General features: G+C 56.9%; 26 protein-coding genes and 1 riboswitch. Of the genes, 12 read left to right on the top strand and 14 right to left on the bottom strand.

What is annotated here, in order from left to right; all coding sequences use genetic code 11:
- Positions 1 to 51 precede the first annotated feature (51 nt).
- Positions 52 to 603 (top strand): GNAT family N-acetyltransferase, encoded by a 552-nt coding sequence (locus NYE85_RS20570; RefSeq protein ID WP_259006598.1) that lies wholly within the window; start codon positions 52 to 54, stop codon positions 601 to 603.
- A 34-nt stretch (positions 604 to 637) separates the two neighbouring features.
- On the opposite strand, the gene NYE85_RS20575 is transcribed toward NYE85_RS20570, so the two are convergent.
- Positions 638 to 1,555 carry a DUF808 domain-containing protein gene (locus NYE85_RS20575; protein WP_259006599.1) on the bottom strand — a complete coding sequence of 306 codons (918 nt, stop codon included), beginning with the start codon at positions 1,553 to 1,555 and terminating at the stop codon, positions 638 to 640.
- Positions 1,556 to 1,924: 369 nt separating this feature from the next.
- Positions 1,925 to 2,854, bottom strand: coding sequence for a D-alanyl-D-alanine endopeptidase (gene pbpG, locus NYE85_RS20580; RefSeq protein ID WP_259006686.1), 930 nt, complete (start codon positions 2,852 to 2,854; stop codon positions 1,925 to 1,927).
- A 291-nt stretch (positions 2,855 to 3,145) separates the two neighbouring features.
- Here pbpG and NYE85_RS20585 point away from each other — a divergent pair, with 291 nt between their 5' ends.
- On the top strand, positions 3,146 to 3,712 hold the full coding sequence (locus NYE85_RS20585) for a DedA family protein (protein WP_259006600.1): 567 nt from the start codon (positions 3,146 to 3,148) through the stop codon (positions 3,710 to 3,712).
- 133 nt (positions 3,713 to 3,845) lie between these two features.
- On the opposite strand, the gene NYE85_RS20590 is transcribed toward NYE85_RS20585, so the two are convergent.
- Positions 3,846 to 4,727, bottom strand: a complete 882-nt coding sequence (locus NYE85_RS20590) for a LysR family transcriptional regulator (RefSeq protein WP_259006601.1) — start codon at positions 4,725 to 4,727, stop codon at positions 3,846 to 3,848.
- Between the two features lie 135 nt (positions 4,728 to 4,862).
- On the opposite strand from NYE85_RS20590, the gene NYE85_RS20595 reads away from it, so the two are divergent.
- Both NYE85_RS20595 and ansP read left to right on the top strand, forming a co-directional pair.
- Positions 4,863 to 5,300: a PACE efflux transporter gene (locus NYE85_RS20595; protein ID WP_259006602.1), complete on the top strand. Its 438-nt coding sequence runs from the start codon at positions 4,863 to 4,865 to the stop codon at positions 5,298 to 5,300.
- Between the two features lie 562 nt (positions 5,301 to 5,862).
- Complete coding sequence (gene ansP, locus NYE85_RS20600) at positions 5,863 to 7,329, top strand: L-asparagine permease (protein ID WP_259006603.1); 1,467 nt, start codon at positions 5,863 to 5,865, stop codon at positions 7,327 to 7,329.
- Positions 7,330 to 7,365: 36 nt separating this feature from the next.
- Here ansP and dusC read toward each other — a convergent pair whose 3' ends face one another.
- Entirely contained in the window at positions 7,366 to 8,301 is a 936-nt protein-coding gene (dusC, locus tag NYE85_RS20605) for a tRNA dihydrouridine(16) synthase DusC (RefSeq protein WP_259006604.1), read from the bottom strand.
- Between the two features lie 122 nt (positions 8,302 to 8,423).
- Positions 8,424 to 9,770, bottom strand: coding sequence for an ATP-dependent RNA helicase RhlE (gene rhlE / locus NYE85_RS20610; RefSeq protein WP_259006605.1), 1,347 nt, complete (start codon positions 9,768 to 9,770; stop codon positions 8,424 to 8,426).
- Positions 9,771 to 10,076: 306 nt separating this feature from the next.
- Between rhlE and cecR the strand changes: the two genes are divergently transcribed.
- The 6 genes from cecR to NYE85_RS20640 are packed head-to-tail and all read left to right on the top strand — an operon-like array spanning position 10,077 to position 16,204.
- Positions 10,077 to 10,775 (top strand): transcriptional regulator CecR, encoded by a 699-nt coding sequence (gene cecR / locus NYE85_RS20615; RefSeq protein ID WP_259006606.1) that lies wholly within the window; start codon positions 10,077 to 10,079, stop codon positions 10,773 to 10,775.
- A gap of 18 nt (positions 10,776 to 10,793) precedes the next feature.
- The gene (hlyD, locus tag NYE85_RS20620; protein WP_259006607.1) at positions 10,794 to 11,789 is read left to right on the top strand and encodes a secretion protein HlyD; all 996 of its coding nucleotides are present in this window, start codon (positions 10,794 to 10,796) and stop codon (positions 11,787 to 11,789) included.
- 17 nt (positions 11,790 to 11,806) lie between these two features.
- Positions 11,807 to 13,555, top strand: a complete 1,749-nt coding sequence (locus tag NYE85_RS20625) for an ATP-binding cassette domain-containing protein (RefSeq protein WP_405050695.1) — start codon at positions 11,807 to 11,809, stop codon at positions 13,553 to 13,555.
- Positions 13,556 to 13,563: 8 nt separating this feature from the next.
- Positions 13,564 to 14,724, top strand: coding sequence for an ABC transporter permease (locus NYE85_RS20630; RefSeq protein WP_259006687.1), 1,161 nt, complete (start codon positions 13,564 to 13,566; stop codon positions 14,722 to 14,724).
- Positions 14,725 to 14,733: 9 nt separating this feature from the next.
- Positions 14,734 to 15,840: an ABC transporter permease gene (locus tag NYE85_RS20635; protein ID WP_259006609.1), complete on the top strand. Its 1,107-nt coding sequence runs from the start codon at positions 14,734 to 14,736 to the stop codon at positions 15,838 to 15,840.
- A gap of 46 nt (positions 15,841 to 15,886) precedes the next feature.
- A complete protein-coding gene (locus NYE85_RS20640) occupies positions 15,887 to 16,204 on the top strand; it encodes a hypothetical protein (RefSeq protein WP_259006610.1) in 318 nt (105 codons plus the stop codon).
- Positions 16,205 to 16,235: 31 nt separating this feature from the next.
- Here NYE85_RS20640 and NYE85_RS20645 read toward each other — a convergent pair whose 3' ends face one another.
- The 7 genes from NYE85_RS20645 to moaA form a co-directional block, all read right to left on the bottom strand.
- The gene (locus NYE85_RS20645) at positions 16,236 to 16,664 is read right to left on the bottom strand and encodes a DUF2628 domain-containing protein (protein ID WP_259006611.1); all 429 of its coding nucleotides are present in this window, start codon (positions 16,662 to 16,664) and stop codon (positions 16,236 to 16,238) included.
- 206 nt (positions 16,665 to 16,870) lie between these two features.
- The gene (locus NYE85_RS20650) at positions 16,871 to 17,581 is read right to left on the bottom strand and encodes a Bax inhibitor-1/YccA family protein (RefSeq protein WP_259006612.1); all 711 of its coding nucleotides are present in this window, start codon (positions 17,579 to 17,581) and stop codon (positions 16,871 to 16,873) included.
- A 124-nt stretch (positions 17,582 to 17,705) separates the two neighbouring features.
- Entirely contained in the window at positions 17,706 to 18,158 is a 453-nt protein-coding gene (gene moaE / locus NYE85_RS20655) for a molybdopterin synthase catalytic subunit MoaE (RefSeq protein ID WP_259006613.1), read from the bottom strand.
- 2 nt (positions 18,159 to 18,160) lie between these two features.
- Positions 18,161 to 18,406, bottom strand: a complete 246-nt coding sequence (gene moaD / locus NYE85_RS20660) for a molybdopterin synthase sulfur carrier subunit (protein WP_004965690.1) — start codon at positions 18,404 to 18,406, stop codon at positions 18,161 to 18,163.
- The gene (gene moaC / locus NYE85_RS20665; RefSeq protein ID WP_259006614.1) at positions 18,399 to 18,881 is read right to left on the bottom strand and encodes a cyclic pyranopterin monophosphate synthase MoaC; all 483 of its coding nucleotides are present in this window, start codon (positions 18,879 to 18,881) and stop codon (positions 18,399 to 18,401) included. The genes moaD and moaC overlap by 8 nt, the downstream gene beginning before the upstream one ends.
- Before the next feature lie 4 nt (positions 18,882 to 18,885).
- A complete protein-coding gene (gene moaB / locus NYE85_RS20670; RefSeq protein WP_259006615.1) occupies positions 18,886 to 19,398 on the bottom strand; it encodes a molybdenum cofactor biosynthesis protein B in 513 nt (170 codons plus the stop codon).
- A gap of 49 nt (positions 19,399 to 19,447) precedes the next feature.
- Entirely contained in the window at positions 19,448 to 20,434 is a 987-nt protein-coding gene (moaA, locus tag NYE85_RS20675; protein ID WP_259006616.1) for a GTP 3',8-cyclase MoaA, read from the bottom strand.
- Positions 20,421 to 20,563, bottom strand: a riboswitch (molybdenum cofactor riboswitch). It overlaps the preceding gene by 14 nt.
- 385 nt (positions 20,564 to 20,948) lie before the next feature.
- Between moaA and yvcK the strand changes: the two genes are divergently transcribed.
- On the top strand, positions 20,949 to 21,866 hold the full coding sequence (gene yvcK / locus NYE85_RS20680) for a uridine diphosphate-N-acetylglucosamine-binding protein YvcK (protein ID WP_259006617.1): 918 nt from the start codon (positions 20,949 to 20,951) through the stop codon (positions 21,864 to 21,866).
- On the opposite strand, the gene NYE85_RS20685 is transcribed toward yvcK, so the two are convergent.
- The gene (locus tag NYE85_RS20685) at positions 21,863 to 22,108 is read right to left on the bottom strand and encodes a VF530 family protein (RefSeq protein WP_259006618.1); all 246 of its coding nucleotides are present in this window, start codon (positions 22,106 to 22,108) and stop codon (positions 21,863 to 21,865) included. The genes yvcK and NYE85_RS20685 overlap by 4 nt on opposite strands.
- 105 nt (positions 22,109 to 22,213) lie before the next feature.
- Complete coding sequence (gene uvrB, locus NYE85_RS20690; RefSeq protein WP_259006619.1) at positions 22,214 to 24,226, bottom strand: excinuclease ABC subunit UvrB; 2,013 nt, start codon at positions 24,224 to 24,226, stop codon at positions 22,214 to 22,216.
- Positions 24,227 to 25,397: 1,171 nt separating this feature from the next.
- On the opposite strand from uvrB, the gene NYE85_RS20695 reads away from it, so the two are divergent.
- On the top strand, positions 25,398 to 26,108 hold the full coding sequence (locus tag NYE85_RS20695; protein WP_259006620.1) for an ATP-binding cassette domain-containing protein: 711 nt from the start codon (positions 25,398 to 25,400) through the stop codon (positions 26,106 to 26,108).
- Positions 26,109 to 26,137 lie beyond the last annotated feature (29 nt).

The following is a 26,137-nucleotide window of genomic DNA, read 5'->3' on the forward strand; positions in this document are numbered from 1 at the left end:
AACGTGCATAATGGTTTCCCATCTGATTTCACTCGGTAAACAGGATATATCATGACGCTTTCCGCAATGCCGCAGGTGCTGCTGTCGATTACCGATGCCACGCCTGAAGACCTCGTCGTCGTGGCGGATATTTATCGTCACCATGTGTTGCACGGCGCAGGATCTTTTGAAGAAACGCCGCCGTCACTGTCAGAAATGCAGCATCGTCACGATAGCGTGCTGTCTGCCGGATTGCCGTGGCTGGTAGCGAAGCTGGAGGAGCGGGTGGTGGGTTATTGCTACGCCACGCCGTATCGACCCCGCCCCGCCTATCGGTTTACCGTGGAAGATTCGGTCTACATCGCCGCCGGCATGCAGGGCAAAGGCATCGGAAAAGCGCTGCTTGGCGCATTGATTGCCCGCTGTGAACGCGGTCAGTGGCGCCAGATGCTGGCGGTGGTCGGCGACTCGGCCAATAATTTCGGCTCGCTGGAACTGCACCGTAAATTGGGTTTTAGCAGCATTGGCACATTGAACGCCGTCGGCTTCAAGTTCGGCAGTTGGCGCGATACCCACCTGATGCAGCGGTCGTTGGGAGAAGGGCATACCACCCTGGCAGAATAGTCGGCAGAGCGCAGGCGCGCCCTGCCCGGTCGGATCAGGCTTTGAAACGACCGCGGATAGCGCCCAGCGTCGACACCAGCAACAGCACTACGCCGCCGGCGACAAAGCCGAACGCTACGTTCAGCAGCGAAGGCACCCCCCCCTGCACGATGTGATCGAATGACGGTATCACCGTGATATGCGACGCCCAGTCTTCAAACAGGTGATGCACTGACGGCAAACCATGGGTCAAAATGCCGCCACCGACCATAAACATGGCAATGGTACCGACGATCGACAGGGTTTTCATCAGATACGGCGCCGCGCCGACGATCGCACGGCCAACCACCTGCGCCAGCGAGCTGGTTTTGCGGCTGAGGTACAATCCCAGATCGTCCAGCTTGACGATGCCGGCGACAATGCCGTATACGCCGGCGGTCATGACAATGGCGATACCACACAGCACGATCACCTGCTGGCTGAAGCTGGCAGCGGCTACGGTGCCGAGCGTAATGGCGATGATTTCCGCCGACAGTACAAAGTCGGTACGTATCGCTCCTTTCACCTTGCGCTGTTCAAATGCCGCCACGTCTTCATCTGGGTTCAGCGGTTCACGGTGTTCCCCTTCGCCCTTTTTATGCGTCAGGCTATGGAACACTTTTTCAAAACCTTCGTAACACAGATAGGCGCCGCCCACCATCAGCAACGGCGTAATCGCCCAAGGCGCAAAGGCGCTGATTAGCAGCGCCAGCGGCACCAGAATCGCCTTGTTGATCAATGAGCCTTTCGCTACCGCCCATACCACAGGCAATTCACGATCGGCTTTTACCCCGGTGACCTGCTGCGCATTCAGCGCCAGATCGTCTCCCAGCACCCCGGCGGTCTTTTTTGCCGCCATTTTGGTCATCAGCGAGACATCGTCCAGCAACGAAGCGATGTCATCAATCAGAGTCAGTAAGCTACTTCCGGCCAATTTGGGTCATCCTTATCAAAAACGAAAATCAAATGCGGCAAAGTCAGATATGGGGGAGCATACCGTTACGGCCGCTGCGGCGTGAGCCGCCGGACAAATTTGCCGGCAGCAAATTTGAACAACCTTCAGATTGGCCCGCAGCCAGGGAAACGGGGATGTGTCCCCCGCCTGCCCCCAGGTGCGCCAGGCCCGGGTATCTCGCCCCAACGGTAACTCTGTCACCAATCTCACAAAACAAAACTTTGCCAGCATAACGGGATTTAACCACCAATGCGTGGCTATCTTATGGATCAGTCAGCGTTTGATTAAGCATAGAACATCTTGCGGCGGGAGTTGGCCGGCCCGTGACATTCCGGGCCGGGTTAAGGCTTATTCGGCGGCGTTGCTCGCCAGACGCGCATCCTTTTGACGGCGGTAATCGCGCGCGGCGGCCGGAATTGGCGTCACCTTGCCGGTTTCAATCCAGCTGCGCAGTCGGCTGGCGTCGGCAAAATGGGTGTATTTGCCGAACGCGTCCAGCACCACCAGCGACACCGAGCGGTTGCCGATCATGGTACGCATCGCCAGACAGTGGCCGGCCTGATTGGTAAAACCGGTCTTGGTCAGCTGGATATTCCATTTCGGGTTATACACCAGATGGTTGGTGTTGCGGAACGGCAGCGTGTAATTGGGGTCTTTGAAGGTCGCCATGCGTTCGGTAGTGGTGCTCAGCTGGCCGATCAGCGGGTACTGCTTGGTGGCCAGCAGCAGCTTGCTCAAATCGCGTGCGGTAGACACGTTGTGAATCGATAGCCCGGTCGGTTCAACGTAATGAGTTCGGGTCATCCCCAGCGCCTTGGCCTTGGCGTTCATCGCGTTGATAAACGCGTTATACCCGCCAGGATAGTGGTGCGCCAGACTGGCGGCGGCACGGTTTTCCGACGACATCAACGCCAGCAGCAACATATCCTTGCGGCTGATTTCACTGTTCAGCCTGACGCGTGAATAGACCCCTTTCATTTCTGGCGTCTGTTGAATGTCCACCGTCAACATCTCGTCGAGCGGCAAATGCGCATCCAGCGTCACCATGGCGGTCATTAACTTGGTGATCGAGGCAATCGGCACCACTTCATCCGGGTTACGGGCATAAATGACTTTATGATTGCTCATGTCCACCACCATCGCGCTGCCAGAGGCCAGCTCAGGCTGGGTGGCATGCAGGGCGGTCGCACTTTCACTGGCCAGTGCGCGTGGCGCCAAACCCACGCCAGACTGCAATGCCAATAGGGTCAGAACCAAAACTCGGATTTTCACATGAATTACTCTGTCACAGATAGGGGGGATGGTTTGAGAAACTGCGAGGAAGTATAAATTAGCGTTAGGGTCTTGGCACTGTGAATATGCGTGCCTATTTGTGACAAATTCTGTCGGCGGCAAACAGGCGCAACGCGCCCGTCTGGCGGGCTGGTCGCCCCCCGTCAAAAAGTGACAGCGCCGCTGGCTGGCGTCGTTTCAGCCCAGTGGATAGGCCGATCGTGCGCCGTCAGCGTGCCCGGTCGTCACACTGGCGCGTATACTTACCCCAACTGTCGGCAATACGAGGAGTATCGGATGAACGAACTGGCCCATTACATTACGGATTACGGTTACTGGGCGTTATTCATCGGCTGCCTGGCGGAGGGAGAAACCATTACCATGCTCGGTGGCATGGCCGCCCATGAAGGGTTGCTGCAACTGCCCTGGGTGTTGGCGGTGGTGGCACTTGGCGGCACGCTGGGCGATCAACTGCTGTATTTCGCCGGTCGGCGCTTTGGTGGCAAGGCGATTGCCCGTTTGAAAAGCCAGCAGCAGCGCATTGAGCGTGCACAAAAACTGATCGCTCGCCATCCGATGCTGTTTGTCATCGGCGTGCGTTTCATGTACGGCTTTCGGATTATCGGCCCGGTATTGATCGGCGCCAGCCGGTTACCGCCGTCGCGCTTTATCCCGTTGAATCTGCTCGGGGCATTATTATGGGCAACGATTTTCGTGCTGATCGGCTACTTTGGCGGGCAGGCAATGGAAGGTTTTCTTGCCGGCATCGACAAAAAGCTCTCCGCTGTGCTGCTGGTGGTTGTGGCGATCGCCATTATCTGGCTGGCGCGCTACTGGTGGCGCCGTCGCCATGCAAATGAATAGTCATTTATTCAGCCCTCGCAATGCCAACACCCCGCCGCCAGCGCGGGGAAATCCGCCGTGGACGCGGTGCAAACAGAACAAAGGCTACTAACGCATACCACGGCAGATCGACCAGCAAGGGGAGCAACGACGGTTATTGCTGGCGCATCAGCGCTACCAGCTCGCGGGCAGCTTTGTCCAGCGGCTGATTCTTCAGCCAAATCAGGTGGATCGGCAACCGCAGCTCATTCTTGGTATTCTTGAATTTCAGGCGAGTCAGCCGCCCCTGTGCCAACAGCGGGGCGATCAGCGACTGCGGGAAGTTGCCCCAGCCCAATCCGGCTTCCACCATGTTCAGTGCCATCTGCAAACTGTCGGTGCGCCAATAGGATTCCGCCACCCGCGGCCGCAGGTCGGCCATCGGCAGGTCGCGGCTGGCGATGATGATTTGCCGCACATTGACCAGATCCTCCAGGTACAGCGCCGCGTCGGCATGCCGCAACGCGCTATGTTGCGCAGATAGCGTGGCGATCAGCGACTCGCTGCCGATAAAGTGAAACTGCTCTTTGATATTGACGTTCAAACCGCCAAACGCCAGGCAAACGCCCACCCGCCGCTGATGCAGCATATGCAGTACATCATCCTGTGGCGCTGTCAGTACTTCGATATTCAATAGCGGATAGCGTTCGGCAAGCGTGGTGACCGCCGTCAACAACGCGCTGCTGTTAATGTCGGACGCCACGCCGATCGACAGGGTGCTTTCCAGCCCTTGCGAAAGCTCGATAGCATGGATTTGCAACTGTTTCAGCTGGTCGGCAATCAGCCGCGCATGCGGTGCCAATGCCAGCGCCATCGCCGTCGGCACCGGTTCGCGATGCGTGCGGTCGAACAGCTGAAACCCCAGCTCCGCCTCCATGTTGGCGATGCCCATGCTGACCGCCGATGGCACGCGCCGTAGCGCCCGGGCAGCAGCGGAAAACGAACCGCGATCGAGCACCGCCAGAAACAGCTCAATATTGTCACTGGAAAAATTCATCACGCCAACCTATCAGATAAACTGACAGCTCCCGACTTTTTCTATCAATAGCATTGACGCTATCTTAGCCGTCTCTTGACCAGCCGTCACCGGCGATCCTCTTATCGGCCAGAAAAATGAAGGAGCAAGACCCCCATGCAAGGCGTTAAACGCAAACTGGTGTATGTCACCGCTTATGAAATCATCGGGATGGCGATTTCGGCGCTCGGGCTGGCGCTGCTATCGGGCAGCGCCCCCAGCAGTACCGGGCCGCTGGCAGTGGCGATCACCACCATCGCGGTCAGTTGGAATTTTATCTACAACTGTCTGTTTGAATTCTGGGAAAGCCGCCAGGCGTCGCGTACCCGCACGGTTAGACGCCGAATTTTTCATGCGGTTGGCTTTCAATTGACGCTGGTGGTGTATTTGATACCGCTGATTGCCTGGTGGATGGGAATTTCACTGTGGCAGGCGCTGCTGCTGGATATGGCGCTGATTGTCATTATTCCCTGCTATACCTTCGTCTATAACTGGGCATTCGATAAACTGTTTGGCTTGCCGGCTTCGGCATTGCCGGCAGAAGAAACCGCCTGAACCAAGAGCCGTGACGCAGGCAGGCAATGTGCCACGGCTCGATTACCCCCCCCATCCTGCCTGGCATCAACACCGCAGCCGTGGCCCTGGCTGACAACATGAACTGACGGGCAAATCGTTCTCTGCAGCAGAAGCTGCTGATTACCAAGCTGGCTAATATTCCCCGTCGGTAGCAGTTTTAAATATCAGACAAATATATTTTATAACAAGCATCCTACTGCATAGTTATTATTTCCCCGCCGAAAATGCGGTTTATTTTTGGGATATTCATCACATTCTTCTATTTACCGCCAAGTTCTTTATACATATTTTATCGTTTTGATAAATATGTACTTTCATTAAATTAACAAATAATAAACACAATTATTCACGATTTCGTGCAGGGAACTTTTGCCTCATTTAAACAGAAAAGGTAGCATGCTCCGCCGTTATTTAACGGCAAGTGTACAAACAATAAACAGCAGAATGAAGCCATGACCTCATTCTCATGCGATTGCCAATAGCAATCGTTTGCTTGCAGTCGGAGCAAACTCAACGATAGACAGGAAAAACAGGACGGATGATGAAATCACACACAAAGTCGGCGCATGACAAGCACGCGGCGAGGAGACGTTGGTTAGACTCACATGAATCCGGTTATCACAAAAGTATGGGCAACCGGCAAATACAAATGATCGCCATCGGCGGTTCCATCGGTACCGGTTTGTTCCTCGGTACCGGCGGGCGCCTCGAAATGGCCGGGCCGGCGCTGGCGCTGGTGTATCTGGTATGCGGGATCTTCTCGTTCTTTATTTTGCGTGCGTTGGGCGAACTGGTGCTGCATCGCCCTACCAGCGGCAGTTTTGTGTCTTATGCCCGCGAATTTCTTGGCGAAAAAGCCTCTTATGTCGCCGGCTGGATGTACTTCCTCAACTGGGCGATGACCGGCATCGTCGACATCACCGCGGTGGCGCTGTACATGCACTACTGGGGCACCTTCGCCGACGTACCCCAGTGGCTGTTTGCGCTGTGCGCACTGGGTATCGTCGCGACCATGAACATGATCGGCGTGAAATGGTTTGCCGAAATGGAGTTCTGGTTTGCCTTGATCAAAGTGGTGGCCATTGCGCTGTTCCTGGTGGTTGGCGTAGTGTTCCTCGGCGTCGGCACGCCGATTGACGGCAACGGTACCGGTCTGCACCTGATTACCGATAACGGCGGCATGTTTCCACACGGTCTGCTGCCAGCTCTGGTGCTGGTGCAAGGGGTGATCTTTGCCTTCGCCGGTATCGAGCTTATCGGCACCGCTGCCGGCGAGTGCAAGGATCCGGAAAAAATGCTGCCCAAAGCGGTTAACAGCGTGATCTGGCGTATTGGACTGTTCTATGTCGGTTCGGTGGTGCTGCTGGTAATGCTGCTGCCATGGAACGCCTATCAGGCCGGTCAAAGCCCGTTCGTCACCTTCTTCAGCAAGCTTGGCGTGCCGTACATCGGTACCATCATGAATATCGTGGTTTTGACCGCCGCGCTGTCCAGCCTGAATTCGGGGCTGTATTCCACCGGGCGCATTCTGCGTTCGCTGTCGATGGGCGGCTCGGCGCCGAAGTTCATGGCCCGGATGAGCAGCCAGCAAGTGCCTTATGCCGGTATTCTGGTGACCTGCGGCATTTACGTGATCGGCGTGTTGCTGAACTATCTGGTGCCGTCGCGGGTGTTTGAGATCGTGTTGAACATTGCCTCGCTGGGCATCATCAGCTCATGGGCATTTATCATCGTCTGTCAGATGCGTTTGCGTAAGGCTATCAAAGAAGGCAAGGCCAAACCGGTTTCCTTCAAGATGCCGGGCGCGCCGGTCACCTCCTGGCTGACGCTGCTGTTCCTGCTGGTAGTCGTTATCATGATGGCCTTCGATTATCCGAACGGCACCTGGACGGTTGGCACCATTCCGGTCCTGGCGATATTGCTGGTTCTGGGCTGGTTCGGTCTGCGCAAGCGCGCGGCGGAAGTAAAACTGGAACAACAGGCGCACGAAGAGCAACCCCAGCAGTAACCGCTGGCTTAACCGGGGCGCCGCAATGGCGCCCCATTAGTTTTGCGCGCTAATCACCCGCGCAATATCGGCCGAAGTAGCCAACGCGCGCACCTCGGCAAACAGATCGCTGGCCTCGGCGTATTCCTTGCGCAAATAACCCAGCCATTGCTTGATGCGTGCCACATGATACAGGCCGGTATCGCCCTGCTTTTCCAACCGTACGTATTTTTTCAGCAGCTGCACCACCTGCGGCCACGGCAGCCGCGGTTCATTGTATTTCACCACCCGGCTCAAATTGGGGATGTTAAGTGCGCCGCGCCCGAGCATCACCGCGTCGCAACCGGTGATCTGCATGCATTGCTGTGCACTGGCGTAATCCCAGATCTCGCCGTTGGCAATCACCGGGATCGACAGCCGTTGGCGGATCTCGCCAATCGCCGCCCAGTTGATGCGTTCGGCCTTGTAGCCGTCCTCCTTGGTACGGCCATGCACCGCCAGCTCGCTCGCACCGGCCTGTTGCACCGCGTCGGCGATTTCAAGGCTGTGCTGGAGCGAATCCCACCCCAGCCGCACCTTGACCGTCACCGGCAGTTCAGCCGGCACCGCCGCGCGCATGGCCTTGGCACCCTGATAGATAAGCTCGGGATCCTTGAGCAGTGTCGCTCCGCCCCCGCTGCCGTTGACCGTTTTCGATGGGCAGCCGCAGTTGAGATCCACGCCATACGAGCCGAGCTCTACCGCGCGAGCGGCGTTTTCCGCCAGCCATTCGGGGTACTGCCCCAGCAGTTGGATACGTACCAGCGTGCCGGATGGCGTGCGACTGGCATGATGCAGTTCCGGGCACAGGCGATAAAACGATTTCACCGGTAGCAGTTGATCGACCACGCGCAGAAATTCGGTGATGCACAGGTCGTAATCGTTCACTTCGGTGAGCAATTCGCGGACCAGGGAGTCGAGAACTCCTTCCATCGGCGCCAATAAAACGCGCATTATCAACTACTCCAGCTAAAAAAGAGGCGCAATGATACGGGGGAACCCCAGCGCCAGACAACCCTATCTCAGCATAAAAAAAGCCGCCGATAAACGGCGGCCTGATGATTGACTCGGCGAGCTTACTCAGCCGGTTTGCTGCGACGTGGGCGACGCGCCGGTGGCGCACCGCGACGTTGGCCATCGCCCTGTGGACGCGCGTTGCCATTGCCACGGTTTTCACGCTGACCGCCGCCGTTGCCATTACGCTGACCGCCGTTGCCATTGCCGCGTGGCGCACCGCGCCCGCCGCCTTGACGACCATTGATGATTGGTTCCGCCTTGATGGTCGGATCCGGTTCATAGCCTGGCAGGGCAATACGCGGAATTTCACGCTTGAGCAGACGTTCGATGTCGCGCAGCAGTTTATGTTCGTCTACGCACACCAGTGAAATCGCTTCACCGGTACGTTCGGCCCGACCGGTACGACCGATGCGGTGCACGTAATCCTCCGGCACGTTCGGCAGCTCGTAGTTCACCACGTGTGGCAACTGGTCGATATCCAGACCGCGCGCGGCGATATCGGTGGCAACCAATACGCGGATCTTGCCGTCCTTGAAGTCGGCCAATGCACGCGTACGCGCCCCCTGGCTTTTATTGCCGTGGATGGCGGCGGCGGTGATGCCGTCTTTGTTCAGCTGTTCAGCCAAATGGTTGGCGCCGTGCTTGGTACGGTTAAACACCAGCACCTGACGCCAGTCACCTTCGCCGATCATCTGCGACAGCAGTTCCCGCTTACGCTTCTTGTCAACAAAGTGCACGCTTTGTTCGATCTGCTCGGAGGCGGTGTTGCGACGTGCGACTTCTACCGACGCCGGGTTGTGCAGCAGCTTGCTGGCCAGCCCTTTGATTTCGTCGGAGAAAGTGGCGGAGAACAGCAGGTTTTGGCGCTTCGGCGGCAGCTTGGACAACACGCGGCGGATATCATGGATAAAGCCCATATCCAGCATGCGGTCGGCTTCGTCGAGCACCAGAATTTCGATTTTTGACAGGTCAACGGCGTTCTGATGTTCCAGATCCAGCAGACGGCCCGGCGTCGCCACCAGAATGTCTACACCGCCGCGCAGTTTCATCATCTGCGGGTTGATGCTGACGCCACCGAACACTACCAGCGAACGCAGGCGCAGGTGTTTGCTGTAGGCTTGCACGTTTTCGCCGATTTGCGCCGCCAGTTCGCGGGTTGGCGTCAGGATCAACGCACGCACCGGACGACGGCCTTTGACCGCATGGTCATGCTTGCTCAGCAGTTGCAATACCGGCAGGGTAAAACCAGCGGTTTTGCCGGTACCGGTCTGGGCGCTGGCCATCAAATCACGGCCTTCAAGCACCACAGGGATCGCCTGACGCTGGATTGGCGTAGGTTCGCGATAGCCCTGTTCTTCAACAGCGCGCAGGATTTCAGCACTTAAGCCGAGGGTTTCAAATGACATAGTAGAGAAAGACTCCAGATCCCCCCTAACCTAAACAATGTTCGGTGCAGTTTCCGGGGAGGACGATCAGACGGGGCATTAAGCATGACCACGAGGGATTGGCACAAACTGCAGTGCACCAAGCCGCAGATTGTAGCAGAAGTCGAACAAGAAAAGGCAATTTTAGCGCGCGAAAGCACATTATGCCGGACACCGGCCATTAAACCGCCAGTTGACTTACAAAATGAAGGGATTTGGTGCTTGCATTCTCGAAGAACCCGCCTAAAGTCAATCATACGATTGATTAACTTTTTCAGGTGACACCGTATGCCTGTTGCTGAAAGCATGCCCCCCAACAACCGCCCGCGCGGCGAACAGGCGCGTGAACAGCTGATTAGCGCTGCCATCGACGTATTTGGCGAATTCGGCATTCAGGGCGCCACTACCCGCGCTATCGCCCAGCGAGCCGGCCAGAATATCGCCGCTATTACCTACTATTTCAGTTCCAAAGAAGGGCTTTATCGGGCGGTAGCGCAATGGATTGCCGATTTCATCCAGCAGGCTTTCCGACCTCTGGCCGACGAAATCGACCGTTTCTGGCTGCTACCGGCAGCGGAACGCTTGCCGGAACACTATCTGTATCACCTCAAGCGCGGGCTGCTGGCCTTCAGTGAACTGATGACCCAGCCACATACGCTCAATCTCAGCAAAATCATGTCACGCGAGCAGCTCTCCCCTTCTGACGCTTACCCGCTGATCCATCAACAGGTCATCGCTCCGCTGCATGACAAACTGTGCCGACTGCTGGCGGCCTACAGCGGTATCGACGCGCAATCCACCAAAATCGTACTGCATACCCATGCGTTACTCGGCGAAGTGCTGTCGTTCCGCGTGGCACGAGAAACCATCCGCCGTCAGGCCGGTTGGCAACACATTGGCCCGGATGAAGCGGCGCAAATCGCTGAGGTGCTGGCTGAACATATCGATCTTCTGGTTAATGGCTTGCGCCAACGCTATGGCGGTTAAACTTTGGCAGGGAGTGTTATGAACAAGAAAAGAGTCATCTTGATGCTGGCGATTGTGGCACTGCTCGCTGCCGCAGCAGCCGGATGGTGGTATTACCAGCAACAGCAGCACAAACCCTTGACGCTGTATGGCAATGTGGACATCCGCACCGTCAATCTGGGCTTTCGCGTCAGCGGGCGGTTGTCGTCGCTGACGGTGGATGAAGGCGATACCGTGCAACCCGGCCAACTGCTCGGCAAACTGGATGACGGTCCTTATCTCAATGCGCTGCAACAGGCAAAGGCCAACGTTGGCAGCACGCAGGCCAAACTGGCGCTGTTGCTGGCCGGCTATCGCGCCGAAGAGATCGCCCAGGTGCGTTCCGAAATGGCGCAGAAACTCTCTGCCTTCAACTATGCCGACAGTTTTCTAAAGCGTCAGCAGGGATTATGGGCAAAAAGCGCCACCTCCGCCGATGCGCTGGAGGATGCCCGCACCGCGCGCAACCAGGCCCAGGCCAGCTTGCAGGCGGCAAAGGACAAGCTGGCGCAATATCTCAGCGGCAATCGCCCGCAGGAAATCGAGCAGGCCAAAGCGGAAGTGGCACAGGCGCAAGCCTCGCTGGCCCAGGCGCAGTTGGACGTACAGGACACCAGCCTACTGTCGCCGTCTGCCGGCACCGTACTGACCCGGGCGGTTGAACCGGGCACCATGCTCAGCGCCAGCAGTACGGTATTCACGCTGTCGCTGACCTCACCGGTATGGGTACGAGCCTACGTCAGTGAAGCCAGTCTCGGCCAGGCAGCGCCGGGGACCGAACTGGAAATCTATACCGACGGGCGCCCAGGCAAACCCTACCATGGCAAAATCGGCTTCGTGTCGCCAACCGCCGAATTTACGCCGAAAAGCGTCGAAACCACCGACTTGCGTACCGATCTGGTGTACCGCTTGCGGGTGATCGTGTCCGACGCCGACGACGGGCTGCGCCAGGGCATGCCGGTCACCCTGCGCTTTGCCAACCGCCAGCAACGATAGGCCATAATCTGTTAGGGATGGTGATGGAACAACAACGGGCACATACCATCGATCTGGAGGCGTTGGAAAAGCGTTTCCCGGCGCTGGATAAACCGGCAGTAGCCAGCCTGACCACCCAACTGCGCAGCGGCGCGGTGACCGGGCTGGTGGGGCCGGATGGTGCGGGTAAAACTACCCTGCTGCGCATGCTGGCCGGTCTGTTGAAACCCAGCAGCGGCACGCTGCGCGTCGCCGGGCTGGATCCGATCGCGCAGGATCGGCAACTGCACGCCATTCTTGGCTATATGCCGCAGAAGTTCGGGCTGTATGAAGATCTGACGGTGATGGAAAACCTGACGCTGTATGCCGATCTGCGTGGCGTCATCGGCGAGCAGCGCCGCACCACCTTCGAACGCCTGCTGGCATTTACCGATCTGACGCGTTTTACCGATCGCCTGGCCGGCAAGCTTTCCGGCGGCATGAAGCAAAAACTGGGGCTGGCCTGTACCCTGGTTGGCGAACCGCAGGTGCTGCTGCTGGATGAACCAGGAGTCGGGGTCGATCCGATTTCGCGGCGCGAACTATGGCGCATGGTACACGAGCTGGCCAACGACGGCATGCTGATCCTGTGGAGTACCTCCTACCTCGACGAAGCCGAGCAGTGTCGCGAAGTTTTGCTGATGAACGAAGGCGAACTGCTGTTCAGCGGCGCGCCCAAAGAGCTCACCCGGCGAATGGCCGGGCGAACGGTGCTGATTGCCGTACCGGCGGGCAGCCACCGCGCGCTGTTGCAGCGGGCGATCTGCCTGCCGACGGTCACCGACGGCGTTATCCAGGGCAAATACCTGCGCCTGATCCTGAAACAGCATGCCGACCATCGTCAGGTGCTTGACGATCTGGCGATCGCCGATGCAGAACTGACGGAGGCAGAGCCACGCTTTGAAGATGCGTTTATCGATTTGCTCGGCGGCGGGCCAAACAGTCGATCGGCTCTGGCGGATATCATGCCCAGCGTCGAGGGCGACAGCACGGAGACGGTAATCGAAGCGCAAAACCTGACCAAAAGGTTTGGCGACTTTGCCGCCACCGATCGTGTCGATTTCAAGGTGCAGCGAGGCGAAATCTTCGGCCTGCTGGGACCGAACGGTGCCGGCAAGTCCACCACCTTTAAAATGATGTGCGGCCTGCTGGTGCCCAGCGACGGCAAGGCGCTGGTGTTGGGGATGGATCTTAAAACCGGCTCCGGCAAGGCGCGTCAGCACCTGGGGTATATGGCGCAGAAATTCTCGCTGTATGGCAACCTGACGGTCGCGCAGAACCTTAAATTCTTTTCTGGCGTTTATGGGCTGAGCGGCAAACGACAGCGCGAGAAAATCAGCGAAATGTCCAGCGCCTTCAATTTCGCGCCGATCCTCAACCAGACGCCGGATGCGCTGCCGCTCGGTTTCAAGCAGCGTTTGGCGCTGGCCTGTGCGCTGATGCACGAACCGGACATTCTGTTTCTCGATGAACCGACCTCCGGGGTCGATCCGCTTACCCGGCGTGAATTCTGGCTGCATATCAACGGCATGGTCGATAAAGGCGTGACGGTGATGGTCACCACCCACTTTATGGACGAAGCGGAATACTGCGATCGTATCGGGCTGGTGTATCGCGGAAAAATCATCGCCGCCGGCACGCCGGACGATCTCAAACAACGCATCGCCAGCGACGATAATCCGAATCCGTCGATGGAACAGGCGTTTATTGAACTGGTACAGGGGTACGATCGGGAGGAACAGTCGTGAGCAACGGCATGGACAATAAGCGCAATTCGGCACCCACGGACGACAGTCGATTTTCCTGGCGACGGCTGCGCGCGCTGTGCCTCAAGGAAACGCGACAGATGCTGCGCGATCCCAGCAGCTGGCTGATCGCATTTTTAATCCCGCTGATGCTGCTGTTTATCTTTGGTTATGGCATCAATCTGGATTCCAGCAAGCTGCGCCTCGGTATCCTGCTGGAACAGCAAAGCGAAGACGCACGCGATCTGGCCAATGCCTTTGCCGGATCGCCGTATATCGATCCCACCATCAGCGATAATCGTCAGGCGCTGATCGAAAAAATGCAGGCAGGCGCCATCCGTGGTCTGGTGGTGATCCCGGTGGATTTTGCCCAGCGCATGGCGCGGCCGTTCGATCAGGCACCGATCCAGATCGTCACCGATGGTAGCGAGCCGAACACCGCCAACTTCGTACAGGGTTACACCCAGGGAGTATGGCAGGTGTGGCAGCAACAGCGTGCCACCGACGCCGGGCGTGAGGATCGACCGCCGATCGAGGTACAGATGCGTTATTGGTTCAACCCGGCGGCCATCAGCCAGCACTTTATCATTCCCGGCGCCATCACCATCATCATGACGGTGATCGGCGCGATCCTCACCTCGCTGGTCATCGCCCGCGAATGGGAACGCGGCACCATGGAAGCGCTGCTGTCAACGCAGGTGACGCGCAGCGAGCTGCTGCTGTCCAAACTGGTGCCCTATTATTTTCTCGGCATGATCGCCATGGCGCTGTGCATGGTGGTGTCAGTGTTTGTCTTTGGCGTGCCGTACCGCGGTTCACTACTGTTGCTGTTGGTTATCAGCAGCCTGTTCTTGATAAGCACCCTGGGTATGGGACTGCTGATTTCCACCATTACCCGCAATCAGTTTAATGCGGCAATGGTGGCGCTGAACGCCGCCTTCCTGCCTTCGATTATGCTTTCCGGTTTTATTTTTCAGATCGACAGCATGCCGGCAGTGGTGCGCGCCGTTACCTATATCATCCCGGCACGCTACTTTGTCAGCACGCTGAAAACGCTGTTTCTGGCGGGCAATATCGGCTCGATGTTGCTGATCAACCTGCTGTTCCTGATTGCTTCAGCGGTGGTATTCATTGGCCTGACCGCCTGGAAGACCCAGCGACGTCTGGATTAAGGGGAAACCATGTTCCATCGGCTTTGGACATTGATTATCAAGGAATTGCAGTCTTTGCTACGCGATCCGCAGACCCGCGCGATTCTGGTGCTGCCGGTCATTTTGCAGGTGCTGCTGTTCCCGTTCGCCGCCACGCTGGAAGTGACCAATGCCACCATTGCGGTGTACAGCGAGGACAGCGGGCACGCATCGGTCGAGCTGACCCAACGCTTCGCCAAAGCGAAAGCCTTTCCGCATGTACTGCTGCTGCGCAGCCCGCAGCAGATCCGCGAAACCATCGATAATCAGCGGGCGCTGTTGCTGATCCGCTTTCCGGCGCAGTTTTCGCGCGATATTGCCAACGGCAACCCGGCGCCGCTGCAGCTGATCCTTGATGGCCGCAATTCCAACAGCGCGCAGATTGCCGCCAACTACGTTCAGCAGATCGTGCAGGATTATCAAAACGAACTGATTGGCCAGCGCCAGAAACCCAATAACAGCGAGCTGGTGGTACGCAACTGGTACAATCCGAATCTCGATTACAAATGGTTTGTCGTGCCGTCACTGATTGCCATGATCACTACCATTGGCGTGATGATCGTCACCTCGCTGTCGGTGGCGCGCGAACGGGAACAAGGTACGCTGGAGCAACTGCTGGTTTCCCCACTCAATACCTGGCAGATATTTATCGGCAAAGCGGTGCCGGCACTGATGGTCGCCACCTTTCAGGCTTCGATCGTGCTGTTGATTGGCATCTTTCTCTATCAGATCCCGTTTGCCGGTTCACTACTGCTGTTCTATGCCACCATGCTGGTCTACGGCCTGTCGCTGGTGGGCTTCGGGCTGCTGATTTCCTCACTATGCGCTACCCAGCAGCAGGCATTTATCGGCGTGTTCGTGTTTATGATGCCGGCCATTCTGCTTTCCGGCTACGTATCACCAGTGGAAAACATGCCGGTGTGGTTGCAGAACCTGACCTGGGCCAACCCGATTCGCCACTTTACCGACATCACCAAACAGATCTACCTGAAAGACGCCAGCTTTGGCATTATCTGGCACAGTCTGTGGCCGCTGCTGGCGATCGCCGTCACCACCGGCAGCGCCGCCTATGCCATGTTCCGCCGTAAGATTGCCTGACGGCGCGGCAACGGCGCATTGTTGATCAATCCGTGGAGAAACTGTGGTGAGCGATAATCAGACGATAAAAAACGACGAATTCAACAGCATGATCCGCTTTGCCTTTCGGCTGGCCGTCATCAGCCTGCTGATGGTGGTGGGTATCTATCTGGCCGGCGTGCTGCTGCCCGAAGACAGCGCGGAATGGATCAATCTGGCGATGCTGGCACTGGCCGGCTGCAATCTGATTGCCAATCTGGCGGTGTTTTACCTGGCGCTGGTCGGGCTGTTCAAATCGTCGTTGAAATGGCGCGCGCTGCTGTCATTGCTGATTGCGCTGGCGGTATTCGCACTGTACGCCATTGCCCTGCTGCTGGTGACATAGCCGGCAGTGACTTCCTGGCCATGGCCGGTGCCTAGCGTTGCGCGATGTTAGCCGCCGAGCTTTTGCTAAAGCCTTCAAACGGGTTCCAGCCCTGGATACCCTTCGTTTCCTTCAGGTAGTAGGCGTAATTGGCGGTCATGGCGCACATCGCCGCGTAGGCGATATTTACCGCACGTACCAGTCCGTCCAGATCGTTACCGGTCGAGTACTCCACCATGCCGATGATCATATTGACTACGCACATGCCGACGAACAGCACCAGCCCTTTCTTCCACAGTCCGAGAATGCAGAAATAGATAATGCCAAAGAAAAAGGCGAAAAAATTCATTATGTACTTCATGCGGCCAAAGAAACCCAGTTCCTTGATTTTCTGCCGGTATTGCGTAGACGTGATATCGCCGCCAACGCTATCGAACAGCGCAAAGCGAGCCTGCCATTTTGAGCTTAACGCCTTATACATAAACACCTCTTTACCATCACCGCTATTTTTAAATGATTAGTCTTCCATACAGCCTATACATTCAACGGAATAGCCCGATACACGTCGACAAAACAGCAAAGAATTATTAATGAATTATAAGCTGACGCAAAAAAAGGCGCCGTCGTCAGACAGCGCCCGGGGGCGGTTTTCGCTGATTTGCGCGCCGCTCTGGCGCGCTCTGGTTATCAGCGGCGGTTGCCGAAAATGCGCAACAGCATCAGGAACAGGTTGATGAAATCCAGGTACAGCGTCAGCGCGCCAACGATGGCGTATTTGCGAAAACCGTCCTTGTCATCCGGGTTCAACTGCTCGCCCATCGCTTTCAGTTTCTGGGTGTCATACGCTGTCAGGCCAACGAACACCACCACGCCGATATAGGTGATCGCCCACATCAATGCGGTGCTCTTCAGCCAGAAGTTGACCAGCGAGGCCAGCACGATGCCGATCAGCGCCATAAACAGCATATTGCCGAAACCGCTAAGATCGCGTTTGGTGGTGTAGCCATACAGGCTCATGGCGCCGAACATGCCGGCGGTAACCACGAAGGTGCTGGCAATCGAGCTATAGGTGTAAATGATAAAGATGCTGGACAGCGTCAGGCCGGTCAACGCCGAATACAGCATGAAGAGCGAGGTGGCCACCGCACCACTCAGACGGTTTACCATGCCGGAAATAACGAACACCAGCGCCAACTGCGCGATGATCAGGCCAAAAAAGGCGATCTGGCTGGAAAAGATGAAGTTGAGTATCGCTGGCGTGTTCGCCGCGTACCAGGAAACAAAGGCCGTTAACAGCAGGCCACAGGTCATCCAGCCATACACCTGTGCCATATAGGTTTGAATGCCGCTGCCGGCACGTTCGACGATCGAACCATTGGAACGTGGATATCGGTCCATGACGGTTACCTTTTACATGTAAAACCAAAGTTCGGGGAAAGCCCCCACCGGTATTAAGCGTACCACAGAATATGTAACGCGCTGCGGACAACGGTATGGATTTGTTACCCTGGCCAGCGGCGGTCTACCAGCGTTTTGCCGCCTGCCGATCGCTGTCGCGTGCGTCAACCCAGCGTTCACCCTGCCCGGTGGCTTCACGCTTCCAGAATGGGGCGCGGGTCTTCAGATAGTCCATGATAAATTCGGCGGCCTCGAACGCCATGCTGCGATGCGCGCTGGTGACACCAACGAAGACGATTTCATCGCCGGGGAACAGTTCACCCACCCGGTGGATGACGCTGACGCGCTGTAGCGGCCAACGCTCGCGCGCTTCCACCACGATGGCGGTTAATGCCTTTTCGGTCATTCCCGGGTAATGTTCCAGCGTCAATGCGCTGACGTCAGCACCCAGATTATGATTGCGAACCTTGCCGGTGAAGGTCACTACCGCACCGTCGTCATCGCACTGCGCCAGCCACTGGTATTCTTCACCGACGCCAAACGGCGCGCTACCCACGCGAATACGCGTATTTTCCACGCTCAACCTCCGGTTACCGGCGGAAAGAAAGCGACTTCATCACCGGCGTTCAGCGGGTGCTCCGCCCCCACCAGCGACTGATTTACCGCCATCAGCAATTTGCCTGACTCCAGCGCCAGCGCCCAGCGATCGCCGCGCTGGCACAGCGCCTGACGCAGTGCTTCAACGTTGGCAAACTCCGCCGGCAGGCTCAGGCTTTCGGTGCCGATCAGTTCGCGTACCTGGGCGAAAAACAGAATATCAATCATAACTCACCTCAAAATCGCCGGATTTGCCGCCGCTTTTCGCCAGCAGGCGCACCGGGCCAATCACCATGTCCTTCTGCACCGCTTTACACATGTCGTAAATGGTCAGTGCAGCCACCGACGCTGCGGTCAACGCTTCCATTTCCACCCCGGTCTTGCCGCTCAGGCGGCAGCGGGTTTCGATGCGCACCCGGCTGTGCTCCGGTTGTGCTTCCAGTTGGACTTCGACTTTGCTCAACATCAGCGGGTGGCACAGCGGGATCAGTTCCCAGGTACGTTTCGCCGCCTGAATGCCGGCAATGCGCGCGGTGGCAAACACATCGCCCTTATGGTGGCTGCCATCGACGATCATCGCCAGCGTGGCGGCATGCATCTCGACAAAGGCCTCGGCCCGTGCTTCGCGCACCGTTTCCGCCTTGGCCGAGACATCGACCATATGCGCTTCGCCGGCGGCATTAATATGGGTTAGCTGCGTCATAACGTTACTTCTTCAGATGTGGGTGAAAATTGCACGGCCGGTTACGCGCATCCAGCTGCGATTCGATAATGCGTTCCCACGCGGTACGGCAGGCGCGGGTAGAGCCCGGTATGGCAAACAGCACCGTCTGGTTGGCAATACCGGCCAGCGCACGGGACTGAATGGTCGCCGTGCCGATATCTTCATATGACACCATGCGGAACAGTTCACCAAAGCCGTCAATCTGACGATCGAACAGCGGCACTAGCGCTTCCGGCGTGTTGTCGCGCGCGGTAAAGCCGGTGCCACCGGTAATCAGCACCGCTTGCACCCCATCATCGGCGATCCAGGCGGAGACCTGAGCGCGAATCTGATAAACGTTGTCTTTGACAATGGCACGCGCAACCACCTGATGCCCGGTTTCCAGCGCTGCTTGCTGCAAATAGTCACCGGAGGTGTCATCTTCTTCACCACGACTGTCGGAGACGGTCAAAATGGCGATACGCGCCGGGATGAATTCGCTGCTGGCATGGCTCATGTTGCTGCTCCTGTACTGTAAGATCCTGCTTGCCTCGGCAAACGCAGGATCAGCCGCCAATGAAAGAAAGGTTCTGGGTAATGCCGCTGTTGCCCTGATGCAGAAAATGGGTCTGTTTTTTGGTCAGCAACCCGCTCTGAATACGTTCCTTAAGCATCGGCAACTGCCGATCGTCAGCCAGCAGATCGCGCAGCGGGATCCCCTGTTCGCCAAACAGACACAGATGCAGATTACCGATGGCGGAAACCCGCAGCCGGTTGCAGCTGGCGCAGAAGTCTTTTTCGTACGGCATGATAAGCCCGACTTCGCCCTGGTAATCCGGATGGCTGAATACCTGCGCCGGGCCATCGCTGCGGCCACGTGGTTGCCGTTGCCAGCCTTGCCGTTCCAGCTGCTGGCGCAGCACCTCTCCCGAAACGTGATGTTTGCGAAACAGCGAGCCTCCCTCACCGGTTTCCATCAGTTCGATGAAACGCAGTTGAATCGGGCGTTGGCGGATCCAGTTGAGGAAGGTATCGAGCTGGTGATGGTTGACGTCGCGCATCAGCACCGCATTGACTTTCACCTTGCTAAAGCCGGCAGTAAAAGCGGCATCGATGCCCGCCATGACCTGATGGAACTTGTCCTGACCGGTAATGGCATGAAACTGGCGTGCATCGAGGCTGTCGACGCTGACGTTGATGGCGGTCAAGCCGGCGTCGCGCCACTGCGCCACGTCGCGCGCCATGCGATAGCCGTTGGTGGTCACCGCCAGTTGACGGATCGCCGGGTTTTCACGTACGGCGGCAATAATGTCGGTAAAGTCGCGGCGCAACGATGGCTCGCCGCCGGTCAGCCGCACCTTTTCGGTGCCGAGTTCGGCAAACGCCCGGCTGACGCGCCGAATTTCATCCAGCGACAGAAAGGCCTTGGGGCTGCCGGCCGGTTTGTAGCCATCCGGCAAACAGTAGGTACAACGGAAGTTGCACACGTCGGTGATCGACAGGCGCAGGTAATAGAATTTGCGCTCGAAAGCATCGGTAAGTTGCGGCACCATAACACCTTTCCAAGTCGGGAGATGCAGACATTTCTATCTCGCACCCTGGTGGCTGACTTCGCCACGGCCCAGGCGCCATATCATTGCGCGCAATGACGTAGGCCCAAGGGCTAGGAGTTTTGATTTCATCTTCTCCGTCTGGCAAACCGCACCGCCAAGATAGACGGTGGTCGTTTGTCACCAGCGGGAATACGGCTCAGCAAGTAGCCGGAATGAAACCGTGGTTTTCAGCAGAATTCTAGCGCCTATTCGCGACGATAGCCAATGTGCAATTTCGCTATATAGTTGTCTATACAGCGATTTTAGACTCTGCCAAACAAGTTAAGCATGATAACCGCTGCTTGTGCAGGCGAATTGACCAGAATCAGGCAAATGACACTCTTCTTCGCCTTTTTGCGGCAAATCCGCTACTTTATGCGCTAAACAGCGTGTTGCGTAACGGGCATCTGCCGGTAAACCAGTCTCAGAAATACGCCTGTCCTGCGATAGCAAACGGACAGGGATAAGGAATTTTATGCGTAATCGTACCCTTGCCGATCTGGATCGCGTAGTGGCATTAGGTGGCGGCCATGGCCTTGGCCGCGTGATGTCATCGCTGTCGTCTTTGGGATCTCGCCTGACCGGCATCGTCACCACCACCGATAATGGCGGCTCCACCGGGCGGATCCGTCGTTCTGAGGGCGGTATTGCCTGGGGCGACACCCGTAACTGCCTTAACCAGTTGATAACCGAACCCAGCGTCGCCTCCGCCATGTTTGAATACCGTTTCAGCGGCAACGGTGAGCTGTCGGGACATAATCTGGGTAATCTGATGCTAAAGGCACTCGATCATCTGAGCGTGCGGCCGCTGGAAGCGATCAATCTGGTACGCAGTCTGTTGAAAGTCGATGCGGCGTTAATCCCGATGTCGGAACAGCCGGTGGATCTGATGGCGCACGATCACGAAGGCAATCATGTCTACGGTGAGGTCAATGTCGATCAACTGACCGCCATGCCACAGGAATTGATGCTGTCGCCGCATGTGCACGCCACCCGGGAGGCGGTGGATGCGATTGCGCAGGCGGATTTGATTCTGATTGGCCCGGGCAGCTTCCTGACCAGCCTGATGCCGCTGCTGCTGCTTGACGATTTGACTCAGGCTCTGCGCCGCAGCAGCGCCAATCTGATTTATATCGATAACCTGGGGCGCGAGCTCAGCGTTGCCGCCGCCGCACTGTCGCTAAAAGACAAGCTGGATCTGATGGAAGAGAAGATCGGCCGCAAAATGATAGACGCAGTGATCGTCAGCCCGGCGATCAATAGCGCCTCGGTGCAGGATCGGGTTGTGATTCAGCAAAATCTTGAGGCCAGCGATATTCCCTATCGTCACGATCGTCAACTCTTGCGCCAGGCGCTCGAAAGGGCGCTGACTGAACTGGCTGCGCGCCCTTAGTCTTTGCCCTGATACCACGGATTCTCGCCGATCATGGCGATATATAGATCCTCGACCTGCTTGCGCGCCCACGGCGTGCGGCGTAAAAACTTCAGGCTGGACTTGATGCTCGGATCGCTGCTGAAACAGTTGATGCGAATGCGCTCGGCCAGCCCGGGCCAGCCGTAGGTTGCCACCAGCCGGTTCAATAACTGCTCCAGCGTGATGCCATGCAGCGGATCTTTGGATTTATGTTCGCTCATCTTGCAGTTCGACTCATTTGGCTTGGCATAGTTGGCCGCACACCTTAATCAGCTTTGCCGGGCGCGACAAGAAATTTGTCATTTTATCGCCCGGCTGCGGTTGCGTCAGGAGATGGCGATAAACTGCTCGCGTAACTGGTGGATTTCATCCCGTAGCGCCGCCGCCTGTTCAAACTCCAGATTCTGTGCGTGAGTGTACATCTGGGCTTCCAGCTCGCGGATCTTCTGATCCAGCGCTTTAGGGGTGAGCTGCTGATACTGGGCGGCGTTTTCTGCCGCTTTGCTCTTCCCTTTGCCCTTGCCGCGCGTTGATGGCTGACCCAGTTGCAGGATGTCGGCGATTTTCTTGTTCAATCCCTGCGGCACAATACCGTTTTCCTGGTTGTACGCCTGCTGCTTGGCGCGACGCCGCTCGGTTTCGCCAATCGCCCTGGCCATCGAGTCGGTGATTCTGTCGCCATACAGAATCGCCTTGCCGTTCAGGTTACGTGCCGCACGGCCGATGGTCTGGATCAACGATCGTTCGGAACGCAGGAAGCCCTCTTTATCGGCGTCGAGAATCGCCACCAGCGACACCTCAGGCATGTCCAGACCTTCTCGTAACAGGTTGATGCCCACCAGCACGTCAAACTCGCCCAGACGCAAATCACGAATGATTTCGACGCGTTCGACGGTGTCGATGTCGGAGTGCAGATAACGCACGCGCTCGCCGTGCTCTTCAAGATATTCGGTCAGATCTTCCGCCATGCGTTTGGTCAGCGTGGTCACCAGCACCCGTTCGTTGATTACCACCCGTTTACGGATCTCCGACAGCAGATCGTCAACCTGGGTCGCCACCGGCCGCACTTCCACTTGCGGATCCAGCAGACCGGTCGGCCGTACTACCTGGTCAATCACGTCGCCGCCGGATTTTTCCAGCTCGTATTTGCCCGGCGTCGCCGACACATAAATGGTTTGCGGTGCCAGCGCCTCGAATTCCTCAAAGCGCATTGGCCGGTTATCCAGCGCCGAAGGCAGGCGGAAACCATATTCCACCAGCGTTTCCTTGCGCGAACGGTCGCCTTTGTACATGCCGCCAATCTGCGGGATGGTGACGTGCGATTCGTCCACCACCAGCAGGCCATCGGCAGGCAGATAATCGAACAACGTCGGCGGCGGCTCGCCCGGGCCGCGACCGGACAGATAGCGCGAATAGTTTTCGATGCCGGAACAGTAGCCAAGCTCGTTCATCATTTCCAGATCGAACTGGGTGCGCTGCGTCAGCCGCTGCTCTTCCAACAATTTGTTATTGGCCAGCAGCACCTGACGTCGCTCGGCCAGATCGACCTTGATTTCTTCCATCGCCTGCAGGATGCGCTCGCGCGGCGTCACGTAATGCGACTTCGGGTAGATGGTAAAGCGCTGCACCACCTGTTCGACCTGACCGGTGAGCGGATCAAACAGCGACAACCGCTCGACCTCCTCGTCGAACAGTTCAACGCGCAGCGCCAGTTCATCGGACTCCGCCGGGAAGATGTCGATCACTTCACCGCGCACCCGGAAGGTGGCGCGCTGAAACGCCTGATCGTTGCGGGTATATTGCAGCTCCGCCAGACGGCGCAGGATCGAGCGCTGGTCGATGAGCATACCCTTGGTCAGGTGCAGCATCATCTTGAGGTAAAGATCCGGATCGCCCAGACCGTAGATCGCCGAGACCGACGCCACCACCACCACGTCGCGCCGCTCCAGCAGCGCCTTGGTCGCCGACAGACGCATTTGCTCGATATGTTCGTTTACCGAGGCGTCCTTCTCGATGAAGGTATCCGAGCTCGGCACGTAGGCTTCCGGCTGGTAGTAATCGTAATACGAGACAAAGTATTCCACCGCATTCTCGGGGAAAAACGCCTTCATTTCGCCGTACAGCTGTGCCGCCAGCGTTTTGTTGGGTGCCAGCACCATCGTTGGCCGGTTCAGATCGGCTATCACGTTGGCAACGGTGAAGGTTTTCCCCGAACCGGTTACCCCTAGCAGCGTCTGGTGCGCCAGGCCATCTTCCAGCCCTTCTTCCAGCTTGCGAATGGCCTCCGGCTGGTCGCCGGCCGGCTTGAAGTCCGAATGCAGTTTAAAAAGTTTACTCATATACCCTTCATCATTCTCGTCGCGCAGGGTTGCCTGCGCCCACCTGAAGCGTGGATGCGAACCGGTCGGCACAGCGACCTGTAAGTATGGAAAGCCGCGGCGATTTTCGCCAGTGCCTATGATACTGGATATAAAACCAGCTTCAAGCGGATTAGTGGCTTTGAGTTACCTGCCAAAAAACGCTTTGCACCGCCAAGGTTACACTGCGGTGACATTTTTATTGTCAATAACCGTTTTATCCCCAGAATTTGTCGCGAATTAACTTATTGATAGCAGCGAGGCGAAAAATCATACATAACATTGACAGCAATACGTTCGCGTATTGCTTTTAAATAAGCTATTGATAATTAATAACTTTAGCAAAAAGACGAGAATCCGGGCAATGGGAAGACAACCCGCGCCGGCTCTCGCTTTAAACCGCTTTTCTAAATCTAATACACAAGGTTATCCACAGGAATAGTGGATAACTCTCACCGCCCCGCCAGCCACGGGAGTTACAGAAAAATCGCTTTTTACCTGACATCGGCCTTGAGGCGGCTTTTTTAGTTATTTTTTGACACTTTTATTGCTTTGTTTATGCCTATAAATACTAAAAAAGCCCATTGCCATAAACGTATTTTACTCATTATCCCCCGACGGTGGCGAAACGCCGCTCATCTGCGCCACAGGCTTGCACCATGGTTCAGCGCGCTGGCACCGTAACAGTGCAAAAAACGTTCGAAGCGAGCTGCGCCGATATTTTGCCCTGAGCTGCGCCCCCTGTCGCCGCAGGCGCTCAGCTTAACATAACCATAACAACCTGCTTTTTTATTGTCCGATAAAAGTTGGCCTGGGAGTTGCAGTACTGACAGACAGACCAGGGGCAGTTCGCTCGCTTTTTGGTAAAAGTTGGCAGGAATAACGCCGTGCCGTTGCGCTGACGCCATGCCAACCATGGCGGGACAGAGCGCCAAAAAAAATGACTAGACGCATAATTCGGTCATAAAGCACCTTTTTATCTAAATATCGCTTTTTTAGCCCCAACCTGTACTGCGATTTCAGCGCAGCACAGGCGGCATTTTGTTCTGGACGTTAAACCACTCGGGAAAGAAATCGCTAACCGCGAAGGGAAGGAAAAGCACGGAGGCACAGGTTGCATGAGTGTGAAACAGGTCTTTGAGGAGAATGCCGAATGTTAAGCCTACGTTCAGTTAATCAATTTTACGGACAGAACCATACATTATGGGATATCAATCTGGAGTTGCCGCGTGGCCAATGTACGGTGTTGCTGGGGCGCAACGGCGTAGGAAAAACCACGCTGGTGAACTGCATCATGGGGCATTTGCCGGTGGTGAGCGGTAGTATGACCTGGCAACTGGCCAACGAACCGCCGCAAAATCTGTTGCAGCAGCCGGTCGAGACCCGGGCGGCGCTGGGTATCAGCTATGTGCCGCAAGGGAGACAGATTTTTTCGCCGCTGAGCGTCGAGGAGAATCTGCAGGTAGCACTGATGGCGGGACACGATAGAACCCGTCGTATTCCGCCGCTGATCTATAGCCTGTTCCCCAACCTGAGAGCGATGCGCGACCGCCGCGCCGGCGATCTGGCCGCAGGTGAACAGCAGCAACTGGCAATTTGCCGAGCGCTGGTGCTGGAACCCGAGTTGTTAATTCTTGATGAGCCGACGGTTGGCATCCAGCCTTCTATCGCGGCGGAGATTGGCAACGTGATCCACAAACTCAACCGGGAACTCGGTATTACCATCCTGCTGGTCGAACACCGACTGCCGTTTATACGCCGGGTGGCGGATCGCTTCTGCCTGATGGATCAGGGTCGCAATGTCGCCACCGGTACCGTGGAACAATTGGACGAAGGGTTGATCAGCGCCTACCTGGCGGTATGACGCAGCAGGAACACTGCTGCGTCATACCG

Source organism: Serratia sp. AKBS12, assembly GCF_024793895.1.
Lineage (GTDB): Bacteria > Pseudomonadota > Gammaproteobacteria > Enterobacterales > Enterobacteriaceae > Serratia_F.